The following is a 14,098-nucleotide window of genomic DNA, read 5'->3' as shown; positions in this document are numbered from 1 at the left end:
ACCGAGCCTCCACGAAACTCGGGGCGATTCACATGTGCCCCGCATCGGAAAGCAACGCCAACGACCCCGACATCAGCCCCGCGACGAGTTCGACGACGAAGTAGCCGGCGACGAGGTTGAACGCCAACCGCAGCCGCCACCGGTGCGCACCGCCCGCGTGCCCGTGGCCGTGTCCGCCGCTCACCGCTTCATCCGCCCTGAGGCTGTCGCTCCGGAGGCACCATCGGCATCGTGGGCAATGTGCTCCCGGGTCAGATCAAGCAACATCCGCACATGAGCGTCCGCGAGCCGATAGAACACCAACCGACCTTGCCGACGACCAGTGACCACCCCAGAGGCACGCAACATCCGCAACGATTGGGACACCGTCGCCTCCTGGGTTCCCGTCGCCGCGGCAAGATCACAGACGCACAACTCGCCAGCCTCAAGGAGCGCAAACAACAGGCGGGACCGGGTCAGGTCACCGAGCAGCTTGAACAAGCCCGAAGCACGGGCCAATTGTTCGGTCGGCAGCGTCGCATCCAGCACCAGTTGCACCTTGTCCGGATGGACACAGTGGACGGAGCAACCATCGAGACCAACAATCACATCATCTGAGCGCATGATCAGATCATAGGGCAATGCCAGCCGGCTTCCGTCGCCACCAAACGTCAGATGATCGGCTGGTCTGGTCGAATGCTGGTTGGCCCGGGTCCTGCCCGGAGCATTTACCGAGCCGCCGGATGCGAAGCGAGTTACCACCGAGATCGATGAGAGTCGTTGACGCCAACCCACCGCTACTTGGGTCGGGCCAATACTTGCGACGTGATCCGTTGCGCCGCCTCGAAGGGCAGCCAAGCGCACTCATCGAGGTCCGCGATCTTGAGGTACAACTTTCCTGCGTTGGAGCGCCGACACTGTCCCAGCACGATGATCGCGCCCCCAACGAGATCTTCGACGTCACCTTCTCCGACCGCGAGAAGAAACGAATCCACTTGCGGTAGCGGGATTAGAACACTGCACATGCCCGGAGGGCCCACGTTGAGCCATAGCCCGCTGCCAGCAGGCAGGTAGGCCGACACCACGGTCCCCCAGAACCCCGCCCGCCGCCCGTTGTCCAACACTTCGGTCGTGGCGGCGAGGGGCCGAAAGAACCATCGCGTCTTCGCGGATGGAAAGTCCTTGTAGTAGACGACTCTGTCCCAACGCCCGAAGGCAGGAGACCGGAGCAGTTCTCGAAGGATCGGTCGCAATCTCTTGTGGCTGATCGCCGCGCGCGGCCCATCGGGACCATGACCACTGTGGCGGGGTGTTAACCGTCCCGGCTCCGCAGGGGCGTCCGGGTCATGGTGAGCCAGCTGTGACGGCTGCGGCCGGGTGTCGATCAACAGCCGATTGCCCACGTTCGCGAACTCGTCTGAACTCTCGTCCGCACCCCCGTGATCGTCCGCCGGGCCAGGCGTCGCAGCGTCACAGTCAAAGGTGTGCTCGTTCGATCCGAAGCACGCAGCTCTGCCGTCGATGGATCGACTGCGGAAAAAGGCTCGCCCACCGCAACCAGTGCCCAAACACACCAAGGCACGTCGGCGCTGCTCAAGGACCCGCCCGGGCAACTGTGCGAACTCCCCGGCGACATGGTCCCGCCCGTCGATGGTGCACCGTGCACTCTCCATACCGCGACCGTAACCACCGCATCGGACAACGCTCACCCACGCCCCTAGGTACGACATCGCAGGGACGTCGAGTCGACACGGCCACCACCTCGCGCAGACGGCTCATGGGTGTTGTGGCACGGGACCTTCGCGGGTGACCTGCGATGGCACGGTCACGCTGGGCTGTGGTGCCGTCGCTCGTACAGGCGCAGCGCCTCGAGCAGGACAAGACCGCTGGTCCCGACGGCGAGGCTGATCCCGTCATCCGAGGCCACGAAGTGCGCTGCCCCGCCACCGTCGATGCGCGCGACAAAGGTTCGATCTGATCCGAACATGCTGGCCCACACCTTGGTGTGCTGGTACCCGGACAGGCGGCGCCACTCGGCCACCACGATGCGCGCATAGTCCGAGCCGTGTCGAGACACCAGCCAGTCCAGCTTCGGGACCTCGTCCGTCAGGTTGACCTTCCTCCCCAGATCCGCGTACTCCACACCGAGCGCCTCGGCGTCACGCCGGTAACTGGCACCCGCTGTCGCCCGCCGCTCAGCTGCCTGTTCCCGGTACTCACGTCCGTCGGACAACTTGCCGAGCTCTTCCAAGAAGGCGAGCTCCGCCTTGTGATCGAGAACTTCGAAGTGCAGCCCTCGGCGACGGCGGTCATGACTCGTTCGAGGGTCAAGCAGCCAGATCGCCCACAACGCGTTCTCCAGGACCGGTCGGAGCAAGTTGAAGGGGGCATTCGGGCCGAAGCCGATCGCCTGGACCAAACCCAAGAACGCCAGGTGGTTTTCGTGAGCGATCGTCAGCAGCCGATGCGCCGCGATGTACGGACGGTGACCCGCGGGCTGGACCCGATCAACCTGCCGCGCGGCCAAGCTCGTCGAGGCTGCCCCAGAGTCGTCGAGCCCCTGCATGCGGCTATAGGCGTCGGCAATGGACGGCCACAGCTCGTCCGCGCCCTTCCAATCCACGGTCGCAGGCTCAGTCATGAACGCACAGTAGAGGCACCCCTCGAAGCCCTGTTCCCGTCGGTGGATCTCATGTCGATGGGATCAGAATCCTCATCCAGAAGGCTCAGTTTCTTCGATTAGTGCCTGAAAAAGTTCGCCATGATCAGATTCCAACCCCAAATCCCATAGAAAGCTCAGAATCAAGCACCTCCGGACAGTTGTGTCAGGCGGTTTGCTCGCGCAGGTACCTTCCGAAATGGGGCACGGTGAACGCGATCCGCCCGCGCTCACCCGAATAGATGAGCCCCTTCTTCAGCAGAGCATCCCGCGCCGGCGACAACGACTGTGGCTTGCGCCCCAGATGTGCCGCCACGTCGGACGTCGGCACCGACTCGATGTCGTCGAGCTCCTCCACACCGCTCTCGGCGATCGCCACCGCCACATCGGCCATGGCCCGCAGGTACTCACGCTCGCCCGGGGTCGCCCGCTCGAATCGCGACCCGAAGAAGCCGACGGCCAACTCGGCCTCGGCCTCCGGCGCCGCCACCTTCACGTCATCAACCGTCACCGGCGACGAGGGCGCGCGGTCCCACGCAGCCTTGCCGTACGCCTGGATGAAGTACGGGTACCCACCGGTCGAGGCATACATCGCCTCCAACGCCTCCGCCGAGTAGGCCGCACCCTCCTCCTCCGCGGGCACGACCAGGGCCGCGTCCGCAGCCGAACGTGGCAGCCGGTCGATGCGCGAGTAGCGAAACAGCCTCTCGGAGTATGACTTTGACGCCGACAGCACCGCGGGCAGGTGCGGCAGTCCTGCACCCACGACGATCACGGGCAGACCAGATTGCGAGATCTCGTGGCACGCCGCGCACAGTGCCGACACGTCGTCGGGCATGAGGTCCTGCATCTCGTCGATGAAGACCGCGATCCCGCGGCCGGTGTCCGACGCCAAACCACCCACGTCGGTCAACAACTCGACCAGGTCAATCTCGATGTCACCCGAATCCGCGCGCCCCGAAGCGGCCGGCGCGTCGATCCCGGGGTTCCACTTCTCGCGCAGCTTCGTCCCCGCTGGGGCGTCCCGCTGGGCGAAGGCCTTGATGACACCGAGGACGTGCTGCACCTCCTCGTCGCTGGGATGGCCGAGCTCGCGCACCGCCTGGTGCAGCGCCGACGACAGAGGTCGACGCAGCGACTGATCCGGTCGCGCCTCGAGCTTGCCCGTCCCCCACTTCGCGCGAACAGCCGCCGACCGCAACGCATTGAGCAGGACGGTCTTGCCGACTCCGCGCAATCCCGTCAGGACGATCGACCGCTCGGGGCGGCCGCGCCTGACGCGTTCGAGCACGACCTCGAAGGCGTCGAGCTGCTCGTCGCGACCGGCGAGCTCGGGCGGGCGCTGGCCGGCGCCGGGGGCGTAGGGGTTCCGGATCGGGTCCACGATGGCACCGTATCCACAAATCTAGGGCGGACGACATACATCCGAATAAGCGTGTATGCCGTGTCGCGCCAGCGCACCCGGCTGCGGTCAGCGACGACGCTTCTTGAGATAGGCGTGCAGTTCGTCGTACTCAGGGCTGGGTGAATCCGGTAGCGCGCGCGGCCAGGTCGTCGGCGCTCGCACCCTCAGGCAGGACGAACACGAGGCTGACCTTCTCGTCCGCGGCGAGGAAGTCGACGGTCTGCTCCGCGTCGTCCTTCTCGCCGTCGACCTGGAACTCCAGCCGCACAGCGACATTGGCGGCCGTGTCGTCGCCGGCGTTGCGCACCTCCACCCCGACGTGGCTCTGCCCGCCCACCTGGGTGACGCCACTGATCCGCGCTTCCGGCCTCGCCGGGTCGCGATCGCCGACCATCCGACTCACCACGAGAAGCGCCACGACGGCCAGGACAAGGCAGGACACGACGAAGGTCGCCCACTCGGCAGACGTTCGGCCGGACTGCGAGGTCCGTTGTGCGGCAGGCGAATTCATATGGCCAACCTTCCTGCGGCGCCACCGATCGCGGCGGGCAGTGCGAGAACGATGCTCTGGGACAGGAGTTCGGGCCAGGGCAGCAGCGCGCGTTGGAAGAGTGCGAGCAGCACCATTGCCACCGCCAGTGCGACGAGATAGCACACGACCGTCTCCGTGATCGGGTGTTGGAACGGGCCCTCCGAGGCGTGCCGCTCGTCCTGCTTCCCGAACCCGGCAACGAAGACGATCGCGTAGCTGATGAGCAGCGACGCCGCCATCATGGCAAGGAGCCACAGGGGTGTCATGGCGCTCGAGATCATCGGCACCTCGTCCGTCGGGGCGATGGCCAAGGAGATGAACACCGCGCCGACGACCGTGGCCCCGAGATCGGCGACGCTCGCGCTGACCCTCGGTCTGGCATCGCCTTCGCCCCCATCGCCTTCGCCCGCATCACCTTCGCCGTTCCCGTCCTGCTCATCGCCCTCGACCGATGAGCGCTCGCCACCGAGCAGGTGCCGCGCCATGCCGATGCCCAGGCAGAACGGCACCGCCTCGTAGAACGCCTTCCCCAAGGCCGCACCCAACGGCGTGCCCGTGGTGATCTCGCGGATGAGGACGAGCATCACCACGGCAAGGACGAACCCCAGGGCCACGGCTTCGACACTGTCAGCCGCGGCGTCACGCCACCGGACGTCGCGCGAGGGCCGGAACCCCTCGGTCTTGTTCATGACGAACACCGGCACGAACAGCAGCGCGGCGATGAGGAGCAGCACCCACGCCTGAGTCAGGGCACCGGTCCACCACACCTCCATCGTGTAGAGCAGCGGCACCCCGAACAGCAGCCCGCCCGACATGCCGCGCACGAGGTCCAGCGCCTCTGTGCGCCACGGGTTCTCGGCCGCTGCGCTCACATCGCGACCCTATGCCCCCAACCGCCAGCAGGGCCTCCAACGAAAGTGCTTCGATGGGGGTGGAGGTAGTGCCGATGTGCAGTTATTGCGGATGTGCCGACATCACGGTCGTGGGCCGGTTCATGGCCGAGCACGAGGACATCATCAACCACCTGACCGCGCTCCGGAATGCGCCGGACGAGGCGGGCCGGAGCGCTGCCGCCGACGCGATGGCGCATGCGCTCTGGCCGCACACCGACGCCGAGGAGACCGGACTGTTCTCCGTCCTCGCGCGCGACGAACTCTTCACCGACCACATCGCCAGCCTCTGCGCCGAACATGTCGAGATCGGCGAGCGGCTCGCGCAGGTACGCGAGGGAGAGCCGGGCGCGTTCGAGAGCTTCGAGAAGCTCCTGCGCGAGCACATCGACCGCGAGGACAACGGCCTCTTCCCCGCCTCGGCGATCCACCTCAACGGCGACGACTGGGAGGAAGTCGTGTCCCTGACCCCGCCGCGATCGTGACGTATCCCCGAATCTAGGGCGGACGGCATACCAACAAAGATTTTGGTATGCCGTGACGCACCCTCCCGGGTCCGGGAACCTGATCTCGTGAGTGGGCGTCCAACCGGCATGCGACGACGGATGGCGACGGCCCTGCTGGTCCTGGCTGCGGGCGCACTGACCGGTTGCGGCGAGTCGGTGCAGTCGGCGCCGAACCCACAGCGCCCCAGTCCCACCCACCAAGTCGTGGAGCCCGACGCCCTCGTCGCCGGTCGCGGGATGCTCATGCAGAAATCAGCGGATGGTCCGATCGAGTTCTGCACAGGTGCGGTTGCCGAGTCGTACCCACCGCAGTGCGGGGGGCCCAGGATCGTCGGCGACGTCGACTGGAACGTGCTGCAGACTGAGCGGTCCGGCGGAGTGACGTGGACGAACGGCGACGTGTGGGGTGTCGGTCGATTCGACGCGTCGGGCGGTGAGGGCGGGACCTTCACCCTCGATCGACCGCTCAGTCAGCGGCCCCCCGAGGGTCATGTCGCGCCCAGCGCGCAGACGCCGGACTTCCCGCAATTGTGCGACGACCCGTATGCCGGCGGCGGCCGTCCGGGGGCGGGTTCGGCTGAGCAGCAGAATGCGCTGAGCATTCGGCTGGAGGAGGTGGACGGCTACATCGGCTCGTGGGTGTCCGACGGCCAGTCGATGTTCAACGTCCTCGTGACCGGCGACGCCTCACAGGTGCACAAGGAGTTGCGCGCGATCTGGCCCGGTGGGCTGTGCGTCGAGCAGCGTGATGCGGCGACACTGAAGGACGTGCAGGCAGCTCAGGACGCGCTGGCGAAGGCGCTCCCGGGTCTGCTGATGACAGGCGGTCGCGGTGACGGGACCTTGGAGGTCCAGGTGACGTTGCTCGACCGCGCGACCTTGGACAAGGTTCTGGAGACCGTGGAGCCGTGGCTCGAACCCCAAGACCTCAGGATGGCCAGCACCTTCCAGCCGCTGACGGGCTAACCCCGCGCTGAACCGCGGACCTGCCGGGCCGGAAGTGTCGCGATCACAGCACTTCCTGCCCGGTGGGGCGGGGGTCCGGCGAGCCGGAGGTGGGTCAGGGGACCTGAGCCTCGCCGCCGTGGGCGGTCTCCATCTCCTTGCCCGCGGCGTGCCACGCGCGCATGCCGCCGTCGAGGTTGGCGACGTCGTAGCCCTGCTGCTCCAGCCACGGCAACGTGCGCGTCACGCGGCCGCCGCTGCGGCAGGTCACGACGAGCGGCTCGTCGCGGTCGAGGAACGGCGCGAGCTCGTCGACCCGTGCGGGGAGCTCGCTCATCGGGATGTGGACGGCGCCGGGCGCGTGGCCGCGATCCCACTCGTCCTGCTCGCGGATGTCGAGGAACACGGCATCGTCGGACAGGTCGGCGACCTGGACCTGGGGGAACTCACTCATACCCCCGACGCTACGTCACGCGGGGACTATCTCGCGCGTGGGCACTTCTGCGCGGGAGGCGCCAGCGGGTGATCACGAGCGATGCAGATGTTTCCGAGCCGACCACCCAGGGGTGGTGGGCTCACCAACGGGTGGCTCGCTCGAGTCCGGGGTTATTTGAGGAACTTGCTCGTCCGCCGGTCCGCCAAGGGCTTGCCGCCGGTCTGGCAGGTCGCGCAATATTGCAACGACGAGTCCGCGAACGACACCTCGCGCACGACATCACCGCACTCTGGGCACGTCTCACCGGTCCGCCCGTGCACCCTCATCCCGGACCGCTTGGCGTCCTTGAGTTCGGCGGCAGGCTTGCCCGACGCCGCGAGAACGGCAGCGGACAGCGTCTCGCGCAGTGCGGCATACAGGCGTTCGGTCTGTTCGTCGTCGAGCTTCGCAGCCATGGCGAACGGCGAGAGCTTGGCGACGTGGAGGATCTCGTCGGAGTAGGCATTGCCGACACCCGCGATGATGCGCTGGTCGCGCAGGACGCCCTTGATCTGGGCGTTGCGCTCACCGAGTATCTCGCGAAAAGCACTGAGCGAGAACGACTCTGCGAGCGGGTCGGGTCCCAGCGCGGCAAGCCCCGGGACCTCCGACGGGGAAGAGACGATGTATGCCGCGAGCGACTTCTTCGTGCCCGCTTCCGTGAGATCGAACCCAGACCCGTCCGACAACCGCACCCGCAAGGCGATCGGCGACTTGCCCGGACGCAGCCGCGTCGACGACAGCTCGTCGGACCAGCGCAGCCATCCGGCCCGTGCCAGGTGGAAGACCAAATGGGTTCCGCCACAATCGAGGTCGAGGAACTTGCCGTGCCGCGACACCGAGTCGATCGGCGCGCCGACCAACGCGTCCGGCGGCGGGTTGAACGTCTTGAGCACCGAGATGGAGCCGAGTTCGACGCCCGTCACCGCGAGGCCGTCGGTACGCGACCCCAGGAAGTCGACCAGGGCCTGGACCTCGGGCAGCTCGGGCATCCCGTCACACGCCCCACATGTCCGACGCCTCGAGCGCTCGTGCACCAGCCTCGGGATCGGGATCGCTTGCCTCGCCCGCGATGATGGGGGCCACGAGTCGGCGCAGCGCGTATCCGTCTCCTGCGCGCAGCACGGGCGCCGCAATGTCCTCGGTGGGTGCGGGCACGAGGTCGTCGTGGGCGAGGGGAAGACCGTTCTGGAGCACCTGCTCTCCGACGCTGAGCTGCCGGATCGCGATGGCCCGCACGTGGTCAGGTCGACGCGCGGCGAACTCGGTGTAGATCTTGGGGTCGTTCTGACCATCGTCCCCGACGAGCAGCCACTTCACGTGCGGAAGTTCGCGGGCCAGTCGCGCGAGCGCCGACCGCTTGTGGTCCTGCCCGGACCGGAACCAGCCCGTGTGCGTCGGGCCCCAGTCGGTGAGCAACATGGGGCCAGGCGGGTAGCCGTTGCGGCGCAGGAACCGCGTCAGCGACGGGGCGGTGTTCCACGCCCCGGTCGAGAGATAGATGACCGGCATGCCCGGGTGCGAGTCGGTGAGGTGGCGATAGAACGTCGCCATGCCCGACACCGGCCTGCGTGTGCCCTCGGCCTTGACGAAGGTGTTCCACGCCGCGATGGCCGGCCGTGGGAGCGACGTCGAGAGCACCGTGTCGTCGATGTCGCTCACGAGGCCGAGCGTCTGCCGCGTGCCGATGATGAGGACCGTGGCCTTGCGAGGTCGCGCCAACGGCGTCTCGATCTCGACCTGGTGCCAGCCCGGTCCGAGGCCGTGCCCGTGGATCGTGATGTCGATGAGCCCTGACCGGTCCGTGCGGCCGTCGACCTCACGGTCGCCGATGCGGATCGTCACGGGGACGTCGATCGCGGGTGCGGTGATGAACGCACGCCAGCCGCGGGTCTCGTCGTCGGCCGACTTCAGCGACTGCACGGTGCCAGCAGCGTCACCCGACGCCTGGCGCATGGGCTCGCGCGACATGAGCACCCGTGCGAGCACCCGCACGAACCCGTGACTGCCGTAGCCCGTGTGCGGCACGATCTTGGTGCCCCAGCCACGTTCGCGCAGCGTGTCGCTCTTGCGCCGGTTCCACACGTCCTCCATGAGGGCGGCGAGGTGCGGGCGGGCCATGCACCGACTCTAGTGCGATCGACCTGGTCTCTTGCGAGCACCACGGCGGCAGCCTTCGACAACCGGGCACCACCTGCGAGGATGCGTGCCGTGAGCGACGACTACGTCATCGACGCCTTCGGCGCCCGCTGGAGCCTGGAGGCGGGTGACCTCGACCCCGCCGAGCGCGACCGCCTGCACGTGCTGTGGGAGGCGTGCCGCGTCCCGGGCGCTCGGTCCGATGACGATGGCGTCGAACCCTTCGAGGTCCGCCATGCCGATCCGTATGCCGTGTCGCGCGCCATCACGTTGGCGTCCATCAAGCGCCGCATGGGTGAGGCTGTGCTGCTCCACGCCGCTGGCTTCAGCGACGGCGACGGCGACGGGGACGGCGAGAACACCAGGGCCATCGCCTTCGTCGGCCCGTCGGGGACGGGGAAGTCGACGGCCGCACGCACCCTGGGGCAGCACTTCGGCTACCTCAGCGACGAGACCGTCGCCATCGAGTCGGACGACCGGATCTCGCCCTATCCCAAGCCCGTCTCGACGATCGTCGACCCCGGGGCGAGGTGGGAGAAGGAAGAGCACAGCCCGACCGAACTCGGTCTGCGGGAGGCGGGCGGGACGGCATACCTCCATGCAGTTGTCGTCCTCGATCGCGACCCACGACACGAGGTGCCTGAGCTGACCGAGCTGCCACTCGTCGACGCCGTGCTGGCCGTGACGAAGGAGAGTTCGTCCCTGCCGCTGCTCGAGCGCCCGATGCAGCGGATCGCGCAGGTCGTGAGCGCCGGAGGCGGTCCGTATGTGTTGCGCTACAGCGAGATTGGCGAGTGTGTCGACCTCGTCCGGTCGCTCTTCGACCGCGAGGGAGGCGCGACCAGCGAGCGCGCGGAATGGGCCACGACGGAGGGGACGACAGGCGCGCCGCCCCCGAGCCCGGGGTCGAGCGAATTCGGGGCTGATCCCCTCGATGCTGCGATGGTCGTCGAGCGGGCGCCCTGGCGGGATGCCCTGCACGGCGAGGGCGGCAGCATCGTCCTGATCGGCAGTGACCTGCTGCGGCTGGGGCCCGTGGGAGAAGTCGTGTGGCAACAGGCGGCAGATCCGGTGAGGGTCGGTGAGGTGCGAGCGGCCGTCGTCGAGGCGCTCGGTGACCACCCGGATGCGACGCGGATCGTCGACGACGGCATCCGTTCGATGGTCGAGTCAGGAGTCCTGCGCGTCACGTCGCCTCACGGCTGAGCCCGGGGTCTGAGACGGGCAGACGCTCGTCGACAACGCGTCACCCAGTGTTCACCACAGCGTCCGAAGTTCGGCCCGAAGGCTCCCTAGCGTCGCTCGCGGTGTGGTCGTGTCTGCTGCTGCACCGCCGACCCTCTCGCCCCTGACGAAGGACCGACGTGACCGCTCCCATCCGCATGCTTCCGTTGTTCACCCGCTCGCACGAGGGTGGCCGCAGCTCCATGACGTGCCACTACCGCTGTGGCGACGCCTGCGACCAGCCGGTGCCCAACACCTCCGACAACGAGTACTTCGGCGACCTCGTCGCCGCCGGCGTTTCGCGCCGCGCCGCCCTGCGCGCCGGTGGTGCGGGTGCCGCTCTGGTCGGCCTGACGGCGTGGAGTATGCCGTCCGCCGCGGCTGCCGCTCCCGCCGCACCGGCCGGCGTCGTCCCGGCCAAGGGCCCCAAGTCGGCCCTCGGCTTCACCGGCATCGCCCCGACTCCGGCCACGACCGACGCCGTCGTCGTGCCCGAGGGCTTCGCGTGGGCGCCAGTCATCTCGTGGGGTGACCCGCTGTTCAAGAACACGCCGGCCTTCGACTTCGACAACCAGACCGCTGCCGCGCAGCGCGAGCAGGCCGGCTACAACGCCGACTACGTCCAGTTCATCCAGGGCGGCGCCGGCAACCGGGGCGCGCACCAGGGCCTCGTCGCCTTCAACAACGAATACACCAACGACGAGCTGATGTTCCGCGGCGTCGCCTCCTCGGCCGACCTCACCGACGAGCAGCTCCGCATCGTCCAGGCCGCCCACGGCCTGACCATCACCGAGGTCGCCCGCCGCAACGCCGACAGCCCGTGGCGCTGGGTCCAGGGCGGCGAGCGCAACCGTCGCATCCACACCGACACCCCGTTCGCCATGTCGGGCCCGGCGGCCGGTTCGGTCCACCTCCGCACGTCGGACGACCCCAAGGGCGAGCGCATCCTCGGCACGCTCAACAACTGCGCCGGCGGCGAGACGCCGTGGGGCACGGTTCTGTCCGGTGAGGAGAACTTCAACCAGTACTTCAACGCCACGGGCGCCCCGGACCCCCAGGGTCGCCTCAAGCGCTACGGCATCACGTCGGCCGGGCGCGGCTGGGAGCGCATCCAGGACCGCTTCTCCGTCGTCAAGGAGCCCAACGAGGTCAACCGCTTCGGGTGGATCGTCGAGGTCGACCCGGATGACCCGACCTCCACGCCGGTCAAGCACACGGCCCTCGGTCGCTTCAAGCACGAGGGTGCGAGCGTGGCGCTGACCGCGGACGGGCGCGTCGCGGCATACATGGGTGACGACGAGCGGTTCGACTACATCTACAAGTTCGTCTCGAAGGGCAGGTACAAGGAGGGCGACAAGAAGCACAACATGACCCTCCTGGCCGAGGGCGATCTCTATGTCGCCCGTCTGTCGGGGGACGGTGCGGCTGATGGTGAGTATGACGGGACCGGTCAGTGGCTGCCGCTCGTCGTCGACGGTGTCTCGAAGGTTCCCGGCTTCTCGGTCGAGGAGGTCCTCATCTGGACGCGCCTCGCCGCCGATGTCGTGGGCCCCACGAAGATGGACCGTCCCGAGGACGTCCAGCCGAACCCGGTCAACGGCCGCATCTACGCAGCGATGACGAACAACTCGTCGCGCACACCCGCCCAGATCGACGAGGCGAACCCGCGCGCGAGCAACAAGCACGGACACGTCACCGAGTTCACGGAGGCGGGCGGTGACCACGCCGCGCTGACGTTCACCTGGAAGATCGTCCTCGTCGCCGGCAACCCCAGCGACCCGCAGACGTACTTCAACGGCTATGACAAGTCCGAGGTCAGCCCCATCAGCTGCCCCGACAACGTCGCCTTCGACAAGGCCGGCAACCTGTGGATCTCCACGGACGGCATGCCCGGGCAGCTCAACTACTGCGACGCGCTCTATGTCATGCCGCTCGAAGGCGCCGACAAGGGCAAGTTGCAGCAGTTCCTCTCGGTGCCGGTGGGTGCCGAGACGTGTGGCCCGGTGATCATCAACGAGGACTCGGTCCTCGTCGCCGTGCAGCACCCGGGCGAGGTCAACGGGGCGACGCCGGAGAATGTGGTGTCGCACTTCCCGTACCGCGGCGACGGCCAGCCCCGCCCCTCCGTGATCCACGCCTACCGCCGCCACGGCCGCTGATCGACTTCTTGCCCCGCTGGGACGGGCGAGCGCCAGCGAGCCGGTCCCACCGGGGCAAGAAGTCGGGCCTTGCCAGGGGGCTGTCGGTTGTCGGTGGACAGGTCTAGCGTCGGAGACATGGCTACGACACTGAATCCCTACATCCAGTTCCAGGACAACGCCCGCGAGGCCATGGAGTTCTACCAGTCCGTCTTCGGGGGCGAGCTCAACGTCTCCACGTTCGGTGAGTACGGCGACCCCGGCGAGGCCAGCGCCGACGGCGTCATGCACGCCGGCCTCAGGACGCCCGGCGGCCTCACCCTGATGGCCGCCGACACCCCTCCCGGGATGCCGCGCCTGGAAGGTTCGTCCATCACGATCAGCCTCTCGGGCGACGACGCGGACGAGCTTCGCGGCTACTGGGACAAGCTCTCCGACGGTGGCCGGGTGGACGTCCCCCTCGAGAAGCAGATGTGGGGCGACGAGTTCGGCATGTGTGCCGACAAGTTCGGCATCGGCTGGATGGTCAACATTGCGGGCGACCAGGCGGCCGGTCAGCCTTCGGCGGAGTGAGCGAGCGAGTTCTCCTCACCCTCGCGGACGTCACGTGGCCGGTGCGCACCGAGCGACTGCTCCTGCGCCCGGCCACCGTCGCCGATCTCAAGGTCGTGTGGTCGCAGTGGCGTCGACGTGAGGACGTCGCGCAGTTCATGACGAACCCGACCCGTGAACTCGACGCCTATCTCGAGCGGCTCGGCCCGCCCGAGAAGCTCGCGACGGTCCTGGTCGTCGAACTGCACGACAGGTCCGCTCCTGAGGGGCGACTCATCATGGATCTGCATGTGCGGGTGCTCGACTCCTATGCGCAGACCGACGTCGAGGAGGGGGCTCGTGGGACGCGAGCCAACCTCGGGTGGTCGATGGACCCGACGGTGCACGGGCGCGGGCTTGAGACCGAAGCACTGCGGGCTGCGCTCGGCATCTGCTTCGACGTGCTCGGGCTCCACCGCGTCGAGGCCGACTGCTTCGCTGCAAACGAACCGTCCTGGCGACTCATGGAGCGTGTCGGCATGACCCGCGAATCGCACCAACGTGCCGATGCGCTGCATCGTGAGCTCGGGTGGGTCGACCGCTACGCCTACGCGATGCTCGACTCCGACTGGGAGGCCGTGCCCCATGCCTGAAGCCTCCGACCCAACCCAGCCC

At 67.9% G+C, this 14,098-nt stretch carries 15 protein-coding genes and 1 pseudogene; 6 read left to right on the top strand and 10 right to left on the bottom strand.

Annotation, left to right across the window (positions count from 1 at the left end; genetic code table 11):
* Positions 1 to 31 precede the first annotated feature (31 nt).
* The 7 genes and pseudogenes from N802_RS20340 to N802_RS16265 form a co-directional block, all read right to left on the bottom strand.
* Positions 32 to 184, bottom strand: a pseudogene (locus N802_RS20340) (cation diffusion facilitator family transporter); the annotation flags it as partial.
* Positions 181 to 528, bottom strand: a complete 348-nt coding sequence (locus N802_RS16290) for an ArsR/SmtB family transcription factor (RefSeq protein ID WP_211254445.1) — start codon at positions 526 to 528, stop codon at positions 181 to 183. The pseudogene N802_RS20340 and the gene N802_RS16290, both read right to left, overlap by 4 nt.
* Before the next feature lie 248 nt (positions 529 to 776).
* Positions 777 to 974, bottom strand: coding sequence for a hypothetical protein (locus tag N802_RS20335; protein WP_156971470.1), 198 nt, complete (start codon positions 972 to 974; stop codon positions 777 to 779).
* Between the two features lie 830 nt (positions 975 to 1,804).
* On the bottom strand, positions 1,805 to 2,620 hold the full coding sequence (locus tag N802_RS16280; RefSeq protein WP_035918263.1) for a hypothetical protein: 816 nt from the start codon (positions 2,618 to 2,620) through the stop codon (positions 1,805 to 1,807).
* 184 nt (positions 2,621 to 2,804) lie between these two features.
* Entirely contained in the window at positions 2,805 to 4,022 is a 1,218-nt protein-coding gene (locus N802_RS16275; protein WP_035918260.1) for an ATP-binding protein, read from the bottom strand.
* A gap of 130 nt (positions 4,023 to 4,152) precedes the next feature.
* Complete coding sequence (locus N802_RS16270; RefSeq protein WP_035918258.1) at positions 4,153 to 4,554, bottom strand: hypothetical protein; 402 nt, start codon at positions 4,552 to 4,554, stop codon at positions 4,153 to 4,155.
* Complete coding sequence (locus N802_RS16265; RefSeq protein WP_035918255.1) at positions 4,551 to 5,447, bottom strand: TIGR02587 family membrane protein; 897 nt, start codon at positions 5,445 to 5,447, stop codon at positions 4,551 to 4,553. Before N802_RS16265 ends, N802_RS16270 begins: the two co-directional genes overlap by 4 nt.
* Before the next feature lie 53 nt (positions 5,448 to 5,500).
* Between N802_RS16265 and N802_RS16260 the strand changes: the two genes are divergently transcribed.
* Both N802_RS16260 and N802_RS16255 read left to right on the top strand, forming a co-directional pair.
* Positions 5,501 to 5,950: a hemerythrin domain-containing protein gene (locus N802_RS16260; RefSeq protein ID WP_245613982.1), complete on the top strand. Its 450-nt coding sequence runs from the start codon at positions 5,501 to 5,503 to the stop codon at positions 5,948 to 5,950.
* An 87-nt stretch (positions 5,951 to 6,037) separates the two neighbouring features.
* The gene (locus N802_RS16255; protein ID WP_156971469.1) at positions 6,038 to 6,937 is read left to right on the top strand and encodes a hypothetical protein; all 900 of its coding nucleotides are present in this window, start codon (positions 6,038 to 6,040) and stop codon (positions 6,935 to 6,937) included.
* A 94-nt stretch (positions 6,938 to 7,031) separates the two neighbouring features.
* On the opposite strand, the gene N802_RS16250 is transcribed toward N802_RS16255, so the two are convergent.
* The 3 genes from N802_RS16250 to N802_RS16240 form a co-directional block, all read right to left on the bottom strand.
* Entirely contained in the window at positions 7,032 to 7,370 is a 339-nt protein-coding gene (locus N802_RS16250; protein ID WP_035918248.1) for a rhodanese-like domain-containing protein, read from the bottom strand.
* Positions 7,371 to 7,522: 152 nt separating this feature from the next.
* A complete protein-coding gene (locus N802_RS16245) occupies positions 7,523 to 8,383 on the bottom strand; it encodes an Fpg/Nei family DNA glycosylase (protein ID WP_035918246.1) in 861 nt (286 codons plus the stop codon).
* A gap of 4 nt (positions 8,384 to 8,387) precedes the next feature.
* A complete protein-coding gene (locus N802_RS16240) occupies positions 8,388 to 9,512 on the bottom strand; it encodes an App1 family protein phosphatidate phosphatase (protein WP_035918243.1) in 1,125 nt (374 codons plus the stop codon).
* Positions 9,513 to 9,602: 90 nt separating this feature from the next.
* On the opposite strand from N802_RS16240, the gene N802_RS19680 reads away from it, so the two are divergent.
* The 4 genes from N802_RS19680 to N802_RS16220 all read left to right on the top strand — a co-directional run bounded on the left by N802_RS19680 (position 9,603) and on the right by N802_RS16220 (position 14,076).
* Complete coding sequence (locus N802_RS19680) at positions 9,603 to 10,736, top strand: P-loop NTPase and SpoVK domain-containing protein (protein WP_156971468.1); 1,134 nt, start codon at positions 9,603 to 9,605, stop codon at positions 10,734 to 10,736.
* Positions 10,737 to 10,894: 158 nt separating this feature from the next.
* Positions 10,895 to 12,913: a PhoX family protein gene (locus N802_RS16230; protein ID WP_084072286.1), complete on the top strand. Its 2,019-nt coding sequence runs from the start codon at positions 10,895 to 10,897 to the stop codon at positions 12,911 to 12,913.
* Between the two features lie 117 nt (positions 12,914 to 13,030).
* On the top strand, positions 13,031 to 13,465 hold the full coding sequence (locus tag N802_RS16225) for a VOC family protein (RefSeq protein ID WP_035918239.1): 435 nt from the start codon (positions 13,031 to 13,033) through the stop codon (positions 13,463 to 13,465).
* Complete coding sequence (locus N802_RS16220) at positions 13,462 to 14,076, top strand: GNAT family N-acetyltransferase (protein ID WP_052110067.1); 615 nt, start codon at positions 13,462 to 13,464, stop codon at positions 14,074 to 14,076. Before N802_RS16225 ends, N802_RS16220 begins: the two co-directional genes overlap by 4 nt.
* Positions 14,077 to 14,098: the final 22 nt, after the last annotated feature.

The sequence above is a fragment of the Knoellia sinensis KCTC 19936 genome (assembly GCF_000768705.1).
GTDB classification, from domain to species: domain Bacteria; phylum Actinomycetota; class Actinomycetes; order Actinomycetales; family Dermatophilaceae; genus Knoellia; species Knoellia sinensis.
Note: the sequence above shows the minus strand (reverse complement) of the source record. Positions and strands in the feature narration are given on the sequence as shown.